Source organism: Colwellia sp. MB3u-41 (assembly GCF_014076845.1).
Lineage (GTDB): Bacteria > Pseudomonadota > Gammaproteobacteria > Enterobacterales > Alteromonadaceae > Colwellia_A.
The window spans coordinates 156,612-177,541 of sequence record NZ_JACGUT010000077.1; the positions used below are offsets into that span (position 1 = coordinate 156,612).

At 36.5% G+C, this 20,930-nt stretch carries 18 protein-coding genes and 1 tRNA gene; 12 read left to right on the plus strand and 7 right to left on the minus strand.

Annotation, left to right across the window (positions count from 1 at the left end):
* Window positions 1-154: 154 nt before the first annotated feature.
* The 4 genes from H4J73_RS09895 (at window position 155) to H4J73_RS09910 (ending at window position 2,737) form a co-directional block, all read left to right on the plus strand.
* Window positions 155-1,042, plus strand: a complete 888-nt coding sequence (locus H4J73_RS09895) for a hypothetical protein (RefSeq protein WP_182180743.1) — start codon at window positions 155-157, stop codon at window positions 1,040-1,042.
* A 138-nt stretch (window positions 1,043-1,180) separates the two neighbouring features.
* Window positions 1,181-1,840, plus strand: a complete 660-nt coding sequence (locus H4J73_RS09900) for a hypothetical protein (protein WP_182223462.1) — start codon at window positions 1,181-1,183, stop codon at window positions 1,838-1,840.
* Window positions 1,841-1,900: 60 nt separating this feature from the next.
* Entirely contained in the window at window positions 1,901-2,251 is a 351-nt protein-coding gene (locus H4J73_RS09905) for a hypothetical protein (protein WP_182180739.1), read from the plus strand.
* Window positions 2,252-2,737 (plus strand): hypothetical protein, encoded by a 486-nt coding sequence (locus H4J73_RS09910; protein WP_182223463.1) that lies wholly within the window; start codon window positions 2,252-2,254, stop codon window positions 2,735-2,737.
* A 69-nt stretch (window positions 2,738-2,806) separates the two neighbouring features.
* Here H4J73_RS09910 and H4J73_RS09915 read toward each other — a convergent pair whose 3' ends face one another.
* Window positions 2,807-3,124 (minus strand): hypothetical protein, encoded by a 318-nt coding sequence (locus H4J73_RS09915; protein ID WP_182223464.1) that lies wholly within the window; start codon window positions 3,122-3,124, stop codon window positions 2,807-2,809.
* 245 nt (window positions 3,125-3,369) lie between these two features.
* Between H4J73_RS09915 and H4J73_RS09920 the strand changes: the two genes are divergently transcribed.
* The 3 genes from H4J73_RS09920 (at window position 3,370) to H4J73_RS09930 (ending at window position 5,599) form a co-directional block, all read left to right on the plus strand.
* Entirely contained in the window at window positions 3,370-3,642 is a 273-nt protein-coding gene (locus tag H4J73_RS09920; RefSeq protein WP_182180733.1) for a hypothetical protein, read from the plus strand.
* Window positions 3,626-4,111 (plus strand): hypothetical protein, encoded by a 486-nt coding sequence (locus H4J73_RS09925; RefSeq protein ID WP_182180731.1) that lies wholly within the window; start codon window positions 3,626-3,628, stop codon window positions 4,109-4,111. Before H4J73_RS09920 ends, H4J73_RS09925 begins: the two co-directional genes overlap by 17 nt.
* Window positions 4,112-4,456: 345 nt before the next feature.
* Window positions 4,457-5,599 carry a lipopolysaccharide assembly protein LapB gene (locus H4J73_RS09930; protein ID WP_182223465.1) on the plus strand — a complete coding sequence of 381 codons (1,143 nt, stop codon included), beginning with the start codon at window positions 4,457-4,459 and terminating at the stop codon, window positions 5,597-5,599.
* A gap of 15 nt (window positions 5,600-5,614) precedes the next feature.
* On the opposite strand, the gene H4J73_RS09935 is transcribed toward H4J73_RS09930, so the two are convergent.
* Window positions 5,615-5,691, minus strand: a tRNA-Arg gene (locus H4J73_RS09935).
* Between the two features lie 205 nt (window positions 5,692-5,896).
* On the opposite strand from H4J73_RS09935, the gene H4J73_RS09940 reads away from it, so the two are divergent.
* Genes H4J73_RS09940 through prsR form a run of 4 tightly spaced genes read left to right on the plus strand, consistent with a single transcriptional unit; the run spans window position 5,897 to window position 13,415 of the window.
* Window positions 5,897-6,898, plus strand: coding sequence for an efflux RND transporter periplasmic adaptor subunit (locus H4J73_RS09940; RefSeq protein WP_182180727.1), 1,002 nt, complete (start codon window positions 5,897-5,899; stop codon window positions 6,896-6,898).
* Window positions 6,899-6,903: 5 nt separating this feature from the next.
* A complete protein-coding gene (locus H4J73_RS09945) occupies window positions 6,904-9,954 on the plus strand; it encodes an efflux RND transporter permease subunit (RefSeq protein ID WP_182223466.1) in 3,051 nt (1,016 codons plus the stop codon).
* A gap of 27 nt (window positions 9,955-9,981) precedes the next feature.
* Window positions 9,982-12,018 (plus strand): XrtA/PEP-CTERM system histidine kinase PrsK, encoded by a 2,037-nt coding sequence (gene prsK, locus H4J73_RS09950; protein ID WP_182223467.1) that lies wholly within the window; start codon window positions 9,982-9,984, stop codon window positions 12,016-12,018.
* A gap of 44 nt (window positions 12,019-12,062) precedes the next feature.
* Window positions 12,063-13,415: a PEP-CTERM-box response regulator transcription factor gene (prsR, locus tag H4J73_RS09955; protein ID WP_182180720.1), complete on the plus strand. Its 1,353-nt coding sequence runs from the start codon at window positions 12,063-12,065 to the stop codon at window positions 13,413-13,415.
* A 72-nt stretch (window positions 13,416-13,487) separates the two neighbouring features.
* Here prsR and H4J73_RS09960 read toward each other — a convergent pair whose 3' ends face one another.
* From H4J73_RS09960 to H4J73_RS09980, 5 genes are read right to left on the minus strand one after another with little or no spacing between them, the layout of a single operon-like run.
* Window positions 13,488-14,558, minus strand: a complete 1,071-nt coding sequence (locus H4J73_RS09960) for an XrtA/PEP-CTERM system-associated ATPase (protein WP_182223468.1) — start codon at window positions 14,556-14,558, stop codon at window positions 13,488-13,490.
* Window positions 14,559-14,562: 4 nt separating this feature from the next.
* Window positions 14,563-16,161, minus strand: a complete 1,599-nt coding sequence (locus tag H4J73_RS09965) for a TIGR03016 family PEP-CTERM system-associated outer membrane protein (RefSeq protein ID WP_182180716.1) — start codon at window positions 16,159-16,161, stop codon at window positions 14,563-14,565.
* Window positions 16,127-16,999 (minus strand): XrtA-associated tyrosine autokinase, encoded by an 873-nt coding sequence (locus H4J73_RS09970; protein WP_182180715.1) that lies wholly within the window; start codon window positions 16,997-16,999, stop codon window positions 16,127-16,129. The genes H4J73_RS09965 and H4J73_RS09970 overlap by 35 nt, the downstream gene beginning before the upstream one ends.
* Window positions 16,996-18,594, minus strand: coding sequence for an XrtA system polysaccharide chain length determinant (locus tag H4J73_RS09975; RefSeq protein ID WP_182180714.1), 1,599 nt, complete (start codon window positions 18,592-18,594; stop codon window positions 16,996-16,998). Before H4J73_RS09975 ends, H4J73_RS09970 begins: the two co-directional genes overlap by 4 nt.
* Window positions 18,595-18,654: 60 nt before the next feature.
* The gene (locus H4J73_RS09980; RefSeq protein ID WP_182180713.1) at window positions 18,655-19,290 is read right to left on the minus strand and encodes an XrtA/PEP-CTERM system exopolysaccharide export protein; all 636 of its coding nucleotides are present in this window, start codon (window positions 19,288-19,290) and stop codon (window positions 18,655-18,657) included.
* 233 nt (window positions 19,291-19,523) lie between these two features.
* Between H4J73_RS09980 and H4J73_RS09985 the strand changes: the two genes are divergently transcribed.
* Window positions 19,524-20,927 carry a TIGR03013 family XrtA/PEP-CTERM system glycosyltransferase gene (locus H4J73_RS09985; protein WP_182180712.1) on the plus strand — a complete coding sequence of 468 codons (1,404 nt, stop codon included), beginning with the start codon at window positions 19,524-19,526 and terminating at the stop codon, window positions 20,925-20,927.
* The last annotated feature ends 3 nt before the right edge of the window (window positions 20,928-20,930 follow it).

Consider the following 20,930-nt stretch of genomic DNA (forward strand, 5'->3'; position numbering starts at 1 on the left):
TTGTATTTCAATCTATTCAGGAGAAATAATAAGTATTGCCTTCGCTAAATAATGTTGATATTTTGAACAGGTGTTTTTCAGAGTACTGATGGCACAACACTATTTTACTTAATAATGCTTTGGCTGATAGCCAATGTGCTAAGGAATAACAAATATGAACATACCAGCAATAGAATTGGTGTTAGCTAACACCAATGCAACTGTCGTGCGACAAAAACTCCCCCGGACAACTTACGGTTCAAAAGACGCTATAATTCAAATCCTCCGTGATGCAATAGATATGGAGGAATCTGTAAGAAACATCTATGCCTTTTCGTTAGAGGGAAAACCGAATGCGGGTCGCGATTGTTATCTAGCATTCCTAATTGAATATCAAAATGATCATTTCGATTTATTTGACGATAGCGAAATGAATATGGGTAATGAAGCAAGAGAATATGAAATTATATCGATAATGCAGCATATATCATTGTTATCGAACCCAAATCATCTACTTTATTCAACCAAGCGCTTGCCATACCAACTAAGAGATATGCCACCATTTCAAGCTGCATGTATGATTAAAAGCCAGTCGTTCAAACCTTTGCTACCTAACTGGCACGCCTTTACTGCAATCTTTAATAAAGACCAGCAGTTACACCCAAAGGACATATATCAAGCTGACGACTGGGAACAGCTTTATGATAATGCAAAATCAGCTATAAGGAATATATCGACTTGTACCGTGAAGCACCTTGTAGAAAATGCTATGAATTATGAAAATTTGTACATGGGAATGATTAGGGGGCATGAGTTTAGAGCATTGATATTGGTAAAAGATACGGAATGCAAAGTTTGTTTTGTTCCTGTTGAAAATGCTTATGAAGTTTACAAAGAGATACGAGGAAAATTAGATGAATTTGTATTCGGTGATTTTTTGCCAGAATCAGTTCTTAAAAGCAGCGGGCAGAGATTATTGTCATTTAACAAAATTGAATTGATGCCAGCCGTTAATGGCAACCTTTCTTGGGTTTTTAGAGAGTTCGAAGGTCATGATAATTAACCTATAAATCCTAAGCCTCGCATTCGCGGGGCCTTCTGTTTTTGGGCGTCTAGGAGCTTTCTTTCTGGCTCTTATTGAAACCAAACTTGAAATAACTCCAATTTTTTCTATTATGGAACCCATATTTTAGGTGCATATATGTTATCTCATCAATTAATTGAACTAAAAAGTAACCTTGAGAAAAGCTTGCCTGATAATAGTTCATGCTATAAGGCTTCTATCTTTCCATCCCTATTTGTTGATGCAGTAATCCCTTTTTATGGTGTTACTTCTGCTGATGAAGAGCTACCAATGTCAGTAGACCCATGGTTAACAATCGGTGGTACTTTTCAACGTTATGAAAAGTTAAGTGAAGTTGATGCGAAGGAGTTATTTGAGCAACTAAATGGACTAACTAAACTTTATTTTTCAGATAGTTCATTTTGGGACGGTAATGTTGCTAGATATGAGTACATAAAACCATTTAATATATTCGTTGCTGGTGAAGGGAAAAATAGAGTTGAGCTGTTTCGCCAATATAATACTGCGATAAAAGCAGCCGTTCGTAGTTATGGTTATTTTACACCAAGTTCAATTAATCTTACTTATTACCCTTTGAATAAAACGTACCAATTTGAAGCTGTATATCGAGGGAAATCCTACTGCATGCCTGTTTTATTTCCTTCTGTTACTGTCAATTTATTGAAAGAATATGGTGCTAGAATAATGAACAGTTACAACCCTATCAATACAATGAAAAATAGTAATAAGTTAAATCTGAAAAGAGATAGATTAAATTTGGCTCGTATGAGGGGATAGTTTTGAATCTTAAGCACCACCAACGGGGCTTTTTGCTGTTTGGCATCAAGGGGCTTTATTTTGGCTGCTTTGAAGCCAAAGGGATTGAAAGATAACCTCTCAACTTGCCGACTAGAAGGATTGCACTCGCGGGCTTTTGGTTGTTTTCAAAGAAAATGTTATTTTAAGGCCATGCTTTTATGGAAAGATAACAACATGGGAAATATAGAAATAACTGTTGGCAGCGATTTAGATTATGAAAGTCTAATAGCAGAGATCAAAATAGATGGTGCTTTTGTCGGCATTGTAACCAATGAACCCGATGAGTCATTTAAGTTTGAAATTCAAAGTGGGCAGGTATCATCCATAAACGTTGAGCTAGAGACATACATTAAAGCTTTAAATGATGCGAAGTCAGAGTTGCTAAAGTAGATGACTAGATACACAGAAAAAGACTATTGGGAGGATGCACAATATATTAAGTGGGATAAAAATATCTTCACTAAAATTGATGCGCCCATAAGTGATATCAGAGCATTATGTGAAATGGGGTTGCCCGATTGGGCTGCTCCTAACATTAACTTCGATCACTACCGTCTCGAACCTGATATTTTGAAAATTGGGGAAGATAGGGATGATAGAGATATCTTCATCGATCTTAAATCACTTAAAGTTCATGTCGGTTCAAGTAATCAATTAGTAAACTCTTCTCCGTATAAGCTTAGAAAAGCGTTGCAGTCTTATGCAATCATGGTGGAAAAGGCAATCGTTATTGACGAAGATTCAATCGTTGAAAATAGAGTTGAAACTTTTTTGGTTCAAGAGTTTAAAGAAAAATTGAAAAAGCTTGATCCTCAATGTTTATCTGAAGGTTCGTTTTGGTCAAATTCAATCATTAGATTAAGCAGTAAAAGTTAAATCTAATGATTGAATTCAAAGGCTCGCTCTCGCGGGGCTTTATTTTTGGCTGCTTTTGAAGCCAAATTCTTAATGGACTTTTAGTTTCGTTGATGGGCGAATAGCAATTATTTGCTCAGGGTTAAAACCTTGGCGTAATAACTCAAATTCTTCCGTCATAATTTTTGTTCGTTTACCATTTTCGATAATTTGGTAAAGACTGCCTGATTCAGTTTTTATGAGCTGAGTGTCAAAGTTGATGTCTATGATCATAGACGAGCAAACATAATCACCCTTCAAAAATCGGCAACTCATATCGTCAATTACGATGCCATAAAGTACTTTTCCAATCGGCTTTTTATTTTCAATGATTGTAACGATAACCCAATCCTTAACAACTGTATTCATGTTATCGCCCCAATCAAAAATAAGTCATTATTTTAATAAATCGAGGTGATGCTTTCCAATAACTTTGGTTGTGAGTTTAAGTTGGTTTTACAAAAAAATGTTCTTTCACATAATTGTGTGTAGCTGTCATAATTAAGGTTCTGAAACTTCATAACCAATTAATTTATAATAAATTAATTGGTTATTTAAGATTTAATTAATTTTACGTTGGTCCAATATGATTGGAATGAATTGGTCCAATTATATTGGTATTTCTGTACCTCTTATTACAAGGTTCTACCAAAATAACTAGAATCTCCAATAGGTTATTTAAAGAGGAAGCTGAAAAAAGGGATGAATATGTTGATGAAGCTGGAAATACTGTTCAAAACGGTATCAACCTAGGTCACTTACCTCCAACAAGTCAGGCAGACTTGGTTGCAAAAGGTGGACAAACATTTTTTGAATGGCTGTTTGGTGATGATGACGATGATGATAATAACGATAATCAGGAACAAAGAAATGAAGAAGAACAATAAAGTCTTTCATGCACTCTTAATAATGTTTATTGCAATAACAATTTCATTGTTTATTGTTATTTATAAATCAGAACTTAATATTGCTCTTGCGAGGTTTACTAATGGAGCTACAGTAACTTTAAGTAAAAGTTCTTTTAAAATCATTGAATCAGGGTATTTAGAAAGTCAGTCAAGTGATACCCAAGCAATATTAATCATAAAGCTTAATGATTACAAAAAAATATTTATACACTCTTTAAGCACTAAAGAACAAAAAGAAAACGCAAAGATGCTTTTAAATAACTCTAAAGACCAATTTGATAATTCGAGGTGTAAGTTTGGTGTTAATGATAAAGCAAATGTAAGAAAGAATATTCATACTTTAGCTTGGGTTGATATAGAACAGTCCTTACTTTATATGACTTTTGATGTTCTCTTACCGAGAGAATTAAATCAACTTAAAAGTAAATGCCAACTTCTCATTAATTAAAAAGTATAGAGTTGAGCTCTTTAGAATCCAAAGCCCCTTCCTAAGTGAACCTATATAGTCATTTAGGAAGGGGCTTTATTTTTGGCTGTTTTTGAAGCCAAAGGGAAATGAAAATCAGCCTCGCACTTGCGAGGCTTTTTATTGGTTTTAATTTGAGAGGACTGAAATATTTCTCCTAAATACCATTTTCATCTGATACTTAATCAGCAAAACATTAAAGGCTTATTCGCATCTTAGCTTTAATAAAATAGCAGACTGATAAGCTACCTTTACTGACAAGAATACACTTATAGTATACTTTGATGGAGATAAAGTCTGTCAAACGAATGGAGCAAAGGAATTGTTATGTTAAAACTCACCGCTATTATTTTATTTATCTCGTTAGTAAGTGCTTGTTCTAACGCTATCATTGACCCTAAAGCAAAGATTGATATTCCGCTGAATAACAGTTTATTCACGTTTACGGAGGCGGTCATAAGTGAACAAGATATTTTCGCACTTTCCAAGGAACAAGAAGCTGATTTTTTTGAAGAGTATGAAAAGCTTAAAAAGGAAGGGCTTGAGTCGCATGTTGCTTTAGCGACTTATCTGCAACGCTTTAAAAATAACTTTACCTTTTACGGTGAAACCAATATTGCTCAAAAGTCTTTAAGTGAAAAACAAGGGAATTGCTTAAGCTTATCTATTCTGACAACGGCTTTAACTCGACTAGTGGGGTTGAAAACCTCTTATCGTGAAGTGACTTCGGCGCCTATTTTCCAAAAAAACAATCAGTTTTTATCATCGTCTTCACATGTGCAAACTATTATCTATGATCCTAGCTTTGTTCCAGAAAAAGGTCTGATATATCTGACTAAACCAGGCATCGTGATTGATTATTTCCCAGTGAAAAACAGTGAAAAAGGACCAGAATTCTCCTTTAATAAATTTTTGTCTATGTACTATCGAAATATTGCTGGCGATGCCCTTATACATAACAAACCAGATTTAGCTTTTGCCTATGGAAAAGAGGCGTTGAGAATTTTACCGTCTAGCGTTGAAGCCCTTAACTTTATGGCTTTATTGCATAAAACTGAAAATGATAAGTTAACCTCTGAAAAATTATATCAATTAGGTATATCTTTGGATGAAAAAAACATTCCTATAATACGTAATTATATGATTTTATTGTTAACGGAAAATAGAATGGCGGAAGTCGATTTTTATCAAAAAAAATTGAATACTTTGGACAACCCAAATCCATATGTTTGGCTCGAACAAGCCTATAAATCACATAAAGATAGTGAACAAGCTGAAATTTATTTCAAAAAAGCCTTAAAAAATGCGCCTTATCTAAAAGAAGCTTACATAGGTTTAGCTAAAATATACTTTAAAAGAAGTGAGATGAAATTGGCTAAAAAGATGTTGGAAAATGCGTTGAAGTGGAGCTACAAAAAAGAAGAACAACAGTTATATAAAATGAAACTATCTATTTTAAGTGCTGCTTGATACTTGAATAAAAAGTGGTCCACCCGACAGGATTTGAACCTGTGACCTCACGCTTCGGAGGCGTGAACTCTATCCAGCTGAGCTACGGGTGGTTTGCTGTTCTAAGCGCGGCAAATACTATAATTAATCGTGAAAATTGTCTAGCTTTGTCGTCTTTATTTTCAGTTGATGTGCGAATTTTATAAATCTGAATCAAGCAGAGCAAAAATAATGGAAAAAGATGTACTTTATTTAGCAACACCCCTAAAGTATTGGCTATAATAAAATTAGTTAATTTAACGCGTTATAGAATTACATATGAAATCATGGAATAGTTTTGTTCGATTTTTAATCGCAGGAATAATCATTTCTGCATCATTTTCAGTATTGTCGCAAAGTTACGATCTCGAACAAGTCATTGTTGAGCCTTACGCAGATACGATCAAACGAACGGGGAAACTCGATTTTAAACGAACGTTGAATTTATCTTTCAAAAGTAGCGGCTATTTAACCGAACTATCCGTTGATGAAGGGCAGTATTTTGAAAAAAATCAGTTACTTGCTTCTTTAGACACTACCGAATTACTTCAAAATAAAAATGCGACTTATGCACAACTATTACAAGCAAAACGTGAAGTTAACCGTCAAAAAAAGTTGCTTGAACATGCATTGAATTCAGAACAAGATCTTGATATTGCACTCACCCAAGTTGAAACAACGAGAGCGGCATATCAAATTGCCTTTTATAATTTCGAAAAAGCGCAAGTCATAGCACCATTTTCTGGGGTGGTCTTAAATCGCTATACTGAATTAGGCGAATTACAGTCACCCGGGCATGAAATACTAAAAATAGCGGCGCTGGATAAAAACTGGGTAGTAAAAGTTGCGTTAACGGGTAGTGAAGTAAGCCAGGTTCGTTTAGGTCAAAAAGTAAATGTTAGCTTACAAGCGTTAGGCGTTGTTATTGGTGAAGTTAGTAAAATACCGGCTATTGCTAACACTGACGGTAATATGTTTATTATTGAAGTCTTACTACCGAACCTTACGTTAAAAAGTGGTCTTGTCGCAGGACAAATTGCCGAAATTACGATCGATTTTACCAGTGACAATTTTGTTTACCGTTTACCTATTTCTGCCTTAATTTCTGTTGACGACAACGGTCAAGCTATTGTGATTACAAAAAACGATCAAGAACTCACTTATCAGCACTACGATATTTATCGTTTAGACAATCAATTTTTATATTTGTTTGCGTCAGTTGACGATCAGCCTATACAAATAGTTACCAGTGGCTGGCAACATATTAAATTAGGTGAATAGCCACTATGCTTTTACCTAAACTCGCCATAAAGAACGCCCAATTTACTTTGACGATAGTCGTATTATTGGTGCTAGTCGGTATTGTTTCTTATTTTCAAATGCCACGCTCAGAAGACCCTCAATTTGACATGTCTATTACGTTAATTGAAGTGATTTACCCCGGAGCCTCGCCAACAGATATTGAAACTCTAGTGGTTAACCCACTTGAAGAAGAATTTTCAGATATTGAAAATATTCAAAAGATTGAATCACAAGTAAAAAATGGTGGTGCTCGCATTGAAATTACTTTTCTCTACGGAACAGACCCTGAGGCTTCCTATAACAAAGTAAAACAGGCGGTTTCAACGGTAAAACCTACCTTACCCGAAGGCGTTCACGATTTACTTGTGTTAAAAGCCACGCCTACGAGTGTTGCTATTATGCAACTTGCGCTTTGGAGTGAGCCTACAGACTACAAATCAATGGAGTTTTACGCTAAGCAGTTAGAAAAACGTCTGGAAGCGATTAACGATGTTCGCAAAGCCGATGTTTGGGGATACCCTCAGCAAATTGTCGCAATTGACGTGAATTTAGCGCTGTTGAAACATTACGGCTTATCGGTTACCGATATTAATGTTATTTTGCAAGGACGCGCAACAAATATTACACCCGGTTATGTTGATGCAAGTTCAAGGCGCTTTAATGTAAAAGCAAGTGGTAATTTTGTACAGTTGGCTCAGTTAGGTGAAACCGTTATTCGCTCTGATGACAGTTTTGTTTTGCGTCTAAAAGATGTCGCAACTGTTGAGTTTTCAGGATTAGAACCTAACTATTTAGCTTATTTTGATAATAAACCCGTTATATTTCTTACGATAGAGCAACGACCTAATACGAATATTTTTGGATTAACTGAAAGTATTGATAATGAAATTGCGCGCTTTACAGAAAGTTTACCCAGCAACATAAAAGTTGATGTTTTATTCAAGCAAGCCGACAGTGTTGAATTGAGAGTCAACGGCTTTTTTGACAACCTTTGGCAAGGCCTTGTCTTGGTTGGTCTGCTGTCTTTGGTATTTTTAGGATTACGTGAATCTTTAGTTGTCATTGCTGTTATTCCATTGTCGTTTTTAGTCGCTATTGGTTGGTTAGATTTTAGTGGCTTTGGCTTACAACAAATGTCTATTGTTGGGTTGATTATCGCATTAGGTTTGCTTGTTGATAATGCCATAGTGGTTACTGAAAGCATTCACCGAGAGAAAAAAACAGCTGTAAATCTGGGCGATGCCGCAGCATCAGGTACCGCCAAAGTTGGTTGGGCAATAACCAGTGGAACAGTCACTACAATGTTAGCGTTTTTACCCATGCTAATGTTAGCAAGTAATACCGGTGACTTTGTTCGTTCAATGCCGGTTACGGTTGTTTTAGTCTTGTTCGCTTCTCTATTGATTGCGCTTACATTAACGCCATTATTAGCCAGTCGATTTTTTGCCAAAAATACAGCACCAAGTAAGTCAAAAATAAAAACACTACAGCATTACGTCAATATCTTTGCAGAGCGTGTTTATGCCAAATGGCTTGCTCGACTCATACTTTCTCGCTGGATCGTTATCGCTATCGCAGTACTTTGTTTGGTCGGTATGTTGTCATTGTTTAGCAAAGTAGGTGTCAGTCTGTTTCCTAAAGCAGAAAAGCCGATGATCATGCTTGATGTTGAAACACCACCAAACTCATCGCTAGCTTATACCGACCAAGTTATGCAACAAATGACTGAAATAATTGAAAGAAATGCATTAGTCGATAAAGTTGCTTTAAACGTCGGTAATGCAAACCCGCGTATTTACTATAATCAAATACCTAAACGAGGTGTGGCAACATACGGTCAGGTGATTGTGGTTTTACATGAATACGATGCAGAAAGAGTCTCTCGTTTTGTTACCGAGCTTCGTGAGGAGTTTGGGCAATGGCAACAAGCTAAAATTACTGTTAGTGAATTTACCCAAGGTCCGGTCACCGATTTACCCATCAGTGTACGATTAATGGGCGAGTCACTTACCGACTTAGAACAGGTTGCTAACGATCTTTCAAGTATGATGGCAAGTACTGAAGGCATCATTAATATTGATAACCCTATCGGAATTGCTAATACAGAACTATTGCTTGATATAAATTATGAAAAAGCAGGTTTAACTAATATCGACATTAATACGCTCGACACAACTCTGCAGACAATCCTTTCTGGTACCACAGTCGGTCGTTTTAATGATGATAATGGTGAAAATTATCCTATTGTTGTTCGCCGTAAAAAACCTGATATCAACGGCTTAGAAGATATTAATGTCACTAATCGTTTAGGCGAAGCTATTCCACTCAATCAATTTATTACCACCAAACTGCAAAAAGGCCGTACTGAGTTTTACCATTATCAAAAGTTACGCATGGCGAAGGTTTCTGCTGACGTTGATAAAAGTCATACGGTGAGTGAAATGACTACAAAGGTAATTAACTATTTAGCACAATATAAAATGCCCAAGGGCGTTAGCTATACTTTAGGGGGTGAAGAAGAATCAAGGCAAGAGAATTTCTCAGGTCTTGCGCAAATAATGTTAGTTACGGCGATTGGTATTTTTGCGGTGCTGGTATTACAGTTCAAGTCATTTTTACAGCCATTGATTATATTCACTTCTATCCCTTTTGCGATGGCGGGTTCAGTAATAGGTCTCTACATTACTGGGCAGTCATTCTCGATGATGGCGTTTATCGGTTTAATTAGTTTGTTCGGTATTGTGGTGAATAACGCCATTATATTGATCGATACAACGAACCGTAATATGGCAGAATCAAATAATTTACAGCAAGCAATTCTCGATGCAAGTGCCACCCGCTTTACGCCAATATTATTAACAACGTTAACAACCATCGGTGGCTTATTGCCATTAACACTTTTTGGCGGCGGTTTATGGCAACCGCTAGGTACGGTTATTATTTCTGGATTATGTGTGTCAGCGATTGCTAGTTTTTTACTGGTACCGGTATTAACGCAAATCTTTACCAAAGAAAAAGTACAACAAAACAATTAAACAAAAACTCAATAAGAAGTTTATATTATGGACTCATTAGGACTCTTCGGTTATTCGTTAGCTAGCGCCGCTTATTTTGTTTTTGCATTACTTATTTTTGCAGCGCGCAACAATACAACTCTTGCTCGCTGGGTGCTAATTTCAACACTGGTAACGGTTATTGCCAATGTTGTGGCAGCATTGCAAATCAAACTGGGTTTTAGTTTGCAGTGGGCAATGTTTGCTGATGCTTTTAAAATAGCCTGTTGGTCGTTATTAATTGTACTTTGCAATACAGAGCATCCCTCTTTTAAGGCTATTATCGCTAATTATTATATTCGTCAATACGTGAGTATTTGGGGGACGTTAATGTTGGTGTGTTGGTTAACCAGCTCTCTACTCAACTATTCTTACGAATACATATTCCTTCTTTTTATCGTGCTCAATTTATGGAGTTTAGTACTGCTTGAACAGCTTTATCGTAGTGCAAATTCGCAAGTGCGTTGGGCTATTTTACCTATGGTTCTAGCGTTGGCGAGTGTTGCGATTTTTGACTTCATTTTATATGCGCAAGCGACTATGGTTGATGGTGTCGATTTTAATTTTTGGTTCAGCCGAGGCTATATTTCTCTAATGATTTTTCCGTTATTGCTCATTAGTACACGTCGAATTCGTAATGGCTCTGTGCGCATTTTTGTGTCACGACATGTGGTTTTTTATAGCTCGATGTTGATGATTGCAGGTATTTATTTACTGGTTATGGCACTGGCAGGTTATGTCATTAATTACATCGGTGGTGAGTGGGGGAGTGTCGTTAGTATTAGTTTTCTAATGCTTGGTAGCTTGGTGCTCGTCGCTTTATTGATCACCGAATCTTTACGTCGAAAATTAAAGGTATTTATCGCGAAAAACTTTTTTGCTAATAAGTACGAATACCGAGATGAATGGTTAAATTTAATTGGAAAAATAGAAACTACTAACGCAGAAAGCTATTACCAAATGGCGACACAAATTATGATGTCTAAAGTTGATGCTTATGGTGGTGCTATTTTAAAAAAAGTGACGGAGCAACGATTTAGTGTTCAATACTCTGAGAATATTATTTTAGATGATTCTTTCAATGACCAACTAATTCACTGTAGCAGTTTTTGTCAGCAGCAAGGTTGGATCATCGATATTGACGAATATAAGCAAACTCCAACTATTTACCCTAACCTGTCGTTAAATTTACCCTTAATTGATGCAAATAATATAAGAATTGTCGTTCCTATTTTTATTGGCAAAGCTTTTTATGGTATGTTCTTTTTGGTCGGTAAAAACGAAGTTAAGCAATTAAATTGGGAAGACAGAGATTTACTTTTTGCGATATCAAAACAATTAGGAAACTTTATCTCTTTACATGAAGCTAATGACAAACTCGCCGAATCGAAACAATTTGACGCTTTTAATCGTATGTCCGCTTTTTTAGTACATGATTTAAAAAATGTGCAAGCACAGTTAGCCTTAATCAGCACTAACGCTAAAAAGCACCGTGATAACCCTGACTTTATAGCTGATGTTTTTGAAACGGTTGAGTCAGCTACTGAGCGTTTATCAAAAGTTTTATCGCAATTACGAAATAAACAAATGGCGCAGTCTGAAAGCCAGTTAGTTGATATGGCAAAATTGATTAGCAGTGTAGTAGAGCAGCGAAATATTAGTTTACCGCTTGTGACATTTGAAAAGATTAATAGCTGTGAAATGGCCATTCATAGCGAATCATTTCATTCAGTACTCAACCATTTAATACAAAATGCACAAGAAGCGACAAATAAGCAAGGTTGGGTTAAAGTACAGCTTACTCAGCAAGACAACCATATAGGCATAAAAATTTCAGATAACGGTTGTGGTATGTCGAAGCCTTTTATTAATAACCGACTGTTTAAGCCTTTTGATACCACCAAAGGTAACGCGGGTATGGGGATTGGCGTTTTTGAAGCGAAGCAGTTTATTGAGGGTATTGCAGGGCTAATTAAGGTTGAAAGCATTGAAGGGCAAGGGACTACATTCATTATTGACCTACCCATAAACCCTGTTTATGAGTGAATTATTGAAAGCTAACGTTATGATAAGAAAGGGGGTTTAGCCGCATGGAAAAGTTACTGATCATTGATGATGATAAAGGAATACAAAAACAACTCAAATGGAGCTTATCAGATTATGAAGCGGTACTAGCTTCAGACCGCGATAGTGCTATTGCGGCAGTGCGTCGCCATGAACCTAAGGTTGTTACACTTGATTTAGGCCTGCCGCCCGATGAAGCTAATGCCACTGAAGGTTTAGTGGCACTGCAAGAAATTCTAACGATAGCGCCTCATACAAAGGTTATTGTTATTACTGGCAATGACGACCGCAAAAATGCATTAAAAGCGATTTCAGCGGGAGCATACGACTTTTACCAAAAACCGATAGACCCTGACGTTATCAATGTCATCATTGCGCGTGCCTTTAGTGTCGCCGCTATTGAAGAAGAAAATCGAAAAATGCGTGAAGTTGTGGGTAGCGATATCGGCATTATCGGTAACAGCGAAGCGATTGACCGTTTACGCATGATGGTCAAGCGTATTGCGCCAACACAAATAACAGCATTACTGTTAGGGGAAAGCGGTACCGGTAAAGAAGTTACCGCTAATGCTGTTCATATTGCCAGCGACCGCAGTAAAAAGCCTTTTGTTGCGATCAATTGTGCCTCAATTCCTGAAAATCTACTAGAAAGTGAGTTATTTGGTTTCGAAAAAGGTGCCTTCACAGGGGCACACCGTGCAACCAAAGGAAAAATAGAATGTGCAGAAGGTGGCACTTTATTTTTAGATGAAATTGGAGACATGCCCTTTAGTTTACAAGCAAAACTATTACGATTTCTCCAAGAAAAAACGATTGAGCGCCTGGGTGGACGACAAGAAATCAATGTAGATGTTCGAGTAGTCTGTGCGACGAATCAAAATTTAGAACAAATGGTGGTAGACAAAACTTTCCGTGAAGATTTATTTTACCGCGTGAGTGAAATCACCCTAAATATTCCACCTTTACGTGACCGAGATGAAGATGTATTGATACTCGCCCAGTATTTCTTACAGGTGTATTCTCTTGAGTATAAACGTAATGTAAAAAGCTTTTCAGAAGACGGTTTAAGTGCAATTAAAGCGCATAAGTGGCCCGGTAATATTCGTGAACTTCAGAACAAAGTTAAAAGTTCGGTGATTATGACGACAGGTACACAAGTAACAGCGTTTGACTTAGGCTTTTTTGACCACACTAATACTGAATTTGAATTATCTTTGAACTTACGTTCAGTACGTGAAAAAGCTGAATCAATCGCTATTCAAAAAGCTTATGCGCTAGCCGAAGGAAATATGTCAAAAGCAGCAGAATTACTCGGTGTAACCCGGCCTACTTTATATTCGTTAATTGAAAAATATGGTCTAACCATTAATGAAACGTAGGGTGCTGGCAGGTAGAGAGAAAATAGTTGGAAGGTTTGGCCGTAACAAAACCTTCTACTTTACTTAAATTTATTAACCTTTATCTTGTTCAGTACCTTTGTTAGCCGTTAAGTCGATATTAGCTTCTGCATACAAACGGCTTTTTTGCTTAAGCAATTTATCAACATAGCGAGCCATTTTAATTTTTTGCTTAATTGATGACTCTAATATATCTTCGACTTCTCTTAATATTTCTTTCATGTTTTCAACATTCTCAGTTGAATTTACGATGAGTTGTGCGTTTGCTTGGCTGGGTTCGTTACTCATTAATTGAGTTTTGTGCAGTGAACCTGTTAGCTCTACTTGCATCTCTAATGCAACTTCATTAATAGCATCAACATCAATACAGGTTAGCTCTTCTAAAAAACCAAAGAGTAATAAGCGGTCAACAAAAATATTGATCTTTCTGGGCACACCTAAGGTTTTTTCATAAATAATAGCGAAGCCATCATCCGAAAAAAGAGCTTCTTTATTACAACCTGCCTGATGTAATCTATGATTAATATATTCTTTTACTTCTTCACTTGTCAGTGGCTTTAAATGTGCTGAAGCAATAATACGTTGACGAAATTGCTCCATATTAGGCGCTTGAATAATATCTTTAAGTTCTTCTTGTCCGAGAAGGAAACTTTGTATCAATGGCTTATTATCAAGTTGAAAATTAGATAACATACGGAGTTCTTCAACCGTTTCTATCGGTAAATTTTGTGCTTCATCAACAATCAACAAAGCGCGCTTACCTTGGCGATTCAAATCAATAAGAAACTGTTCAATTGACTGTAATAACTCAGCTTTACTTTTACCTTTTACCGTAATTTTAAATTCAAAGGCAACAAGTTCAAGTAATTCTCGTGGATCAAGTTTTGTGGTAACAAGTTGAGCGGCAATAATTGAATCGTCAGCAATATTATTAAGCAGGTTACGAGCAATGGTCGTTTTACCGGTACCAATAGGGCCTGTTACTACGATAAAACCTTCGCCTTGGTCTAAACCATACTGTAAATAAGACATGGCTCTTTGATGATTACTTGATGCGAAGAAGAAGCGCGGATCAGGGCTTAGCTGAAAAGGACGTTCTTTAAAACCATAATAATTTTCATACATACTGCTAAAAACCTTTACTGAAATTGAAGTAGACTCTGTCTTCCTCATAATTGAATGACTGGGTAGTAGAACTGCGGTTAAGATGGCTTACACCTAATTTAACGGTTAGTTTACTATTTAAGGATTTGTCATACTCAATACTATAACGTCGGTAACGGTCTTGACGGCCATTTTCTTGTGCAAGTAAAAAGTGGGTGTCAGTATATTCAAGCATGAGATTTATATTTGATTTACCACTAACTTTGCGTTTAATCGCAAACGATGCCCTTTTATTTTCATCTTCGGTACGGGTATTTAAATTTTCACGGGTCAAGTTTGATAGCTCAACACTGAAAGTGGTTCGCGGTAGCGCTAATTCTGAAGACCACTGTAACTCTTTGTTTAATGAAAGGCCTAAATCTTCCACTAAAACAAAATCATTTAAGCTGATTAGCTGATAATTATCAAAATCGATATTATCATTATTATTGACAAAACAAGTTGAAGAGTCAGCTATGTTACCTTGTGGACACCAAAAGCTACCTAAGGCGACACTATCATAATTATTACGGGTAAATGCTTGAACATCTTCTGTATAGGTTATTGTATTAGTCAAACGCTTATTCTGATGGGTAAAGTCAAGACCGTAACTTTCACCATAAAATCGTTGGCCGTAATCAATTATTAAGGTCGTTCTTTGACTAGGCTCCCAGCGAATTGTGGCCGCAGCATAGTCTTGTTGTTCTTTACCATCGAGGTCTAGCTGAGTACCAGTAGGTGTGTTATAAGATAGGTCGAATAGGATTCTAGGGCTTATTAACCAGCGTAAGCCGCCACCATAAGAGTCTGACTCAAGTGATGAACTATTATTAACAAGATCACCTTCATTAGTTTCATCATAATATCGTATAAACGGGGTTATTTTATAACCCGTAATCAAACCGATTTTAACTTCACCTTTGAATAACTGTCCGTCTCTGCCTTGATTAGTCGCATCAGAATATTCAGATGACGTATCCCAATATATATTTCGAGCAGCAGAGCCATTTTTACTTGAAAACTGTACCGCATAGCCTTCTCGTTCACCTATACCGTCTTGTGACTTAGTTGTTTGGTATTGAATACCCGAATTAACAATAAAAGCACTATTATTAATAGTGTACTGAAAACCACCCGAATAATTTTCAACTCTAATGGTGTCACCAGAAACAATATCTGCAAGCGCATTACGGGAATTATTACGTGTTTGGTTTGATATTGCAGCACTACCGATTAAAGCAAGTCCTTTTGGGCCTAAGTTTAAGCGAAAAGAACTGTCCAATGTATGATAGTCATCATCGGTATCATGGTCATGGGTGTACATTGCATAAAGACTTTTTGCATCAAAGGAAAAATTTAATTTTTTTGATGAAAACAGTGTACTTAATTCAACACCTGTTTGACTAACTAAACTTGATGTTTTTTCGTTAACAGATGAATTAACATTATCAGTATAGGTTTCATCAATAATCAACTGTGGTGTAAACTGCCATTCCCCTGCGAAAGTATTTGCAGATAAAATGGCAAAGATTGCTGCAGCTAATACTGTCTTATTTACTGCCGTATCCATAACCATAATAGCCATACATATCCTTGTGAGATCTGATTGCTTTGTTTAGCACTAAACCTAGTGCTAAATCTTCATTGAGATTTCCTGTCGCTTTTTCAATGTCAGCTAAGAGCGTTTTTGATTCTTCAACTACCACCAGCGCTTGGCCCATTAAGTTGGCTAAGACCATCGTTTCTGTAACGCCAATTAAGGGTGGGCAGTCAAATATTACAATACGGTCAGGGTAGCGCTCTGCGAGTTCTTTAGCTAAAGACTCCATACGGTCACTGGCGAGTAATTCATTAGAAAGATGATGAGGTTCACCTGCAGGTATTATTTTAAGCTTATCAATATTGGTACTGTAAATTATTTCAGGAATATCATGCTTCTCACCCAATAAGTATTCAATTAAGCCAGGGACTTGCTTAAAGCCTAATTCTCGATTTATGCTTGGGCGCAAAACATCAGCATCAATTAGTAATACTGTTTTATCTTGTTCTAAGGCAATACTTAGCGCAAGGTTGATTGAAATAAAAGTTTTGCCTTCATTCGGCTTAGCGCTACTTATCATAACCAAATTACTGTTTTTAAGCGTCTTAGAGCTTGAGCCAAAGGCATTGTTTAAGAGCTTACGTTTAATTTGACGAAACTCATCTTTAATACTTTTTCTGGTACCGTTATCGATTAAGAAACCACGACTTTCAAGATCATTTTTATTAAGAACTAAAAGATCATTGTTTTCATAATTAACTGAATCTGTTGAGCTTTTAACTGTTTTTTTGGGTTTGTCAATCGTTACATTTTCAGTTACAACCGGTGTTTTGTCTTGTTGAGCTATCCTTTGTTTAGCTAGTGCTTTTTCTATGGTACTCATAAATTAAAAATCCTATGTATTGGCGCTTGTATAGCATCCGGAAATAACGAATAAGCGATAAAAAAGCATAATATTAAAATTAATAAGCTGTTAGAGACAAAAAACAGTATGGTTTTGCGTTTATCTTTACTTTGTAGGCCTAAATTTTCAGTAGCCGAAACAATACCAAAAATGGGAATGCCTGTCGTGCGAGCAACTTGGCTGCTCGAAGTCACAACAGGGTTTATCTGACTGAATAAAAAAGACAGCCCCAAACCAACGCCAACGCCTAAAAAGGTAACAACCACATAAAACAGGAATCGTTTGGGCCCAGCAGGTTGTAAAGGTGCACGAGGAGGATCAATAACCTTGAAATTTATTTTACTGGTCGTTTCATTAGCAGACTGACCTATTTGTGCTTTTTCTTTACGTTCCAGCAAGTCTTCATATTGCTTTTTAGTAATGTTATAACCGCGATTGAGCGCCACTAATTCTGCTTCAATTTCAGGTAATGTATGAATTTTGTTTTCAAGCTCTTTAACCGTACTTCTGTAATTTTTCGCTCTAACTTCCATCGAAGCAACTTGTCCTTCAAGTTGATTCACTTGAATTTGAATATCTTGAATTACAGGGTTCTGACTTATTGGCGTGTAGTCATTACCGGCCTCATTATTGTTTGTTAGATACTGTTCAATTTCATCATCTCTTTTCTTTGATAAATGCTCAAGGCGACGTTGAACTTCTAGCACATCAGGATGTTGCTCGGTATACCTAAGTTGTAGTGAATCTAATTGCCCTTCTAACTCCGCAATACGGTCATCAAAAGTAGTTTTTACGCTATTCGAATCAACAATATTATTTTGCTGATTAGATTCTGACGTTGAAGATTGCGTCAATTTAGCTTTTGAGCCAGCTAATTGTGTTTTTGTTTCTAGCAAAATTAGTTCAATAGTTTTTAATTGTTCTTTTGAGTTATTTAGCTTTTGGTAATAACCACCGTACTGGTTAGGCAGCACTTCACTGTATTTCTGTTTAAAGTTAGTTAACCTTGCTTCGTCTTTTAATAAGCGATTTTCGTATTCATTAATTTGGCTATCAAGAAATTTTTGTGCGGAATCTGAATCTTTACGATTTTCGCCTCGCGTCGTTTCAATAAATACAGTAATAACTGCTTGCACAACATCCCGTGCCATTACAGGGTCTTTATCAGAAAATGTGATATTGAAAATATTTTGGTTTTTACCACCCGTCTTTTTAATTGAAATGTTTTTCGTTAATCGTTGAATTAAGTTATTAAATCCTTGCGGGGTAGTAGCTTGAACATCTAAATCGGTCATCCGAGCAATACGCTCTAAATTTGGGCGATTGAGCAATGTTTTTACCATTAAGCTGATTTGTTCATCAGGATTGGACTCAGCTGTCATCCCTTTTAATAAAGGGCCTAAAATAGATTGAGTATCAGCAAATACCCGCGCTTCTGACTCATAACTATCTTGTAGCTGTGAAACGGCAAACCAACCTAAAGGGCAAATAAGCCAAGTAGCAATCATAAGGTAGCGGCGTTTTATCCAAATACCTTTTAAATAATCTAAAATTTGTTCAAGTATTTCTTGCATTCCTGACCTCTAAATACAGGGAATTAATAAAATAGGCATTATTTTCTTATTCAACTAAAACTAAAACCAAGTTTCAGGGATAACAATTATATCACCTGGCAAAACGTCCACGTTAGCAGCTATCTCACCATTCTTAATTAAGTCTTCAATATATATTTCATATTGTTTTTGTTCACCATTTTCAACTCTTACTAAAATAGCATCATTACCATCAGCAAATTCAGTTAAGCCACCGACCTGAATCATTACGTCGAGTAACGTCATTTGCTGAGTATAATTAATTGATTTAGGTTCAGCGGCTTCACCAATAACCCGTATCTGCTCACTAAACGGACCAACAAAATTATTAACGGTTACGGTAACAACGGGCTCTCTTAAATAAGTGGCCAAAATTTCTTCAATGGTGCGGGCAAGCTCTGTGGGCGTTTTGCCAGATACAGAAATGTCTTCAACTAAAGACGTGGTAATCATACCATCGGGGCGTACGACAAATGTGCCTGAAACCTCAGGATTACGCCATACGAATATATTAACAACATCTCCGGCACCAATTAAGTATTTGTAAGAAGCAACATCAACGGTATTTGATTGATGTATGGTTGCCGGCGGCAATGTTAATGCACTACAACCTGAAATAACATAAGCCAAAATTAATAGCGTGGCCGTTTTTAGTTTAGCGAACATATTTTTTTCCATGGTTATAACCTTCTATATACGTCATACGTCGAATTTATTAAATTAGTACTAAGCTATATGATTGTATGTGATTTTTACAGCTCTTGCACAACATTTAATAAGTGTAAATCAGTTGCAATTCTTGTTATTATCTCAGTCGCTTAAGTTTAATGTGATTTTAAGCGCTTCGCATTGAAAATCATAATCGAGCAAGTGGTAGTGTTGCTAATCATAAAAGGGAATAATTAATAAATATGTCTAGCCCAAAATTTCGAGATTTATCCTCTGGTAGTAAATCTTTAGTTATTATCGAGATGATTTTTTTTGCAGGTTCATTATTATTAACCGTCTATTTAAATAGCTTGTTTTTGTTTGTTGAACATCAAGATATTCCTCATGATCTACTGATGGTTTGTGCCGTTGTTTTTGCACTTATTGTGCAGTTATCTTTATTAGCCTTGGGTTTATACAACTCTAAACTTCGTGAAAATTATCGCGGTATTGTCAGGCGCTTGCTGGTTTCAGTGGCGATTGGCTTTTTCATTGCCACGTTAATTAATCCATTATATGGTCAACATGCTTTAAAGATTGAATTACTTGCGCTTGCTGCATTGTTTAGTCTCATTATTGATAGTGCGTTTCGTTATATAACGCTTAAAGTCGACTTTTTTGGTTTTAGTAAGCGTGTTGTATTAGTACTTGGCGCAGGTGACCGAGCATCTATTATTGAAAAACGTATGCGTCGAGATGTCGACAGGCAAGGGTTTTACATGCACGGCTTTGTTATTATGCCCGGTGACACCGAAACAGGCATAGTTAACGAAAACCGCATTGCATTAGAAGGTTCTCTGGTTAATTATGCACTAGAGCATGGTATCGACGAAATTGTTGTGGCGAGTGATGAACGTCGAGATAATTTACCGATTGATGAACTTTTTGCCTGTAAAATACGTGGCGTAGCCATTACCGAAATTCTCGATTTTATCGAGCGTGAAACAGGTCAAATTGCCGTAAACCTTATTTATCCAAGTTGGGTGATATATTCAAACGGTTTTGCTTCAGGCAACCATTTACGCAATACCTTAGATTGGGTTTTTAACGCTGCTATTGCTGTTGCTTTAACCCTAGTTACTTGGCCAGTTATGCTAATAACTGCCATTCTTATTAAATTAGACGAAGGCATGAAAGCCCCTATTTTTTATCTGCAAGAGCGCGTTGGCTTAGATGGACAGGCTTTTAATATTTATAAATTTAGAAGTATGCGAATCGATGCGGAGAAAAATGGTGCTCAAATGGCCTCTCAAAATGATGATCGGACCACGAGTATTGGTAAATTTATTCGTAAATACCGTGTTGATGAATTACCACAAATTTTAAACGTAATACGTGGAGATATGGGCTTTGTAGGACCTCGTCCGGAACGCCCTGAATTTGTTCAGCAGCTTATTAAAAACTTACCTTATTATAATGAACGTCATAATGTTAAGCCAGGATTAACAGGCTGGGCACAATTAAAGTACCCTTATGGTTCAACAGAAGAAGACTCATTAGAGAAGTTAAAATACGATTTGTATTACATTAAACATCGTAGTTTTATGTTAGATTTGCTAATTTTAATTAGAACCGTTGAAATTGTTTTATTTGGGAAAGGAAGGTAAATC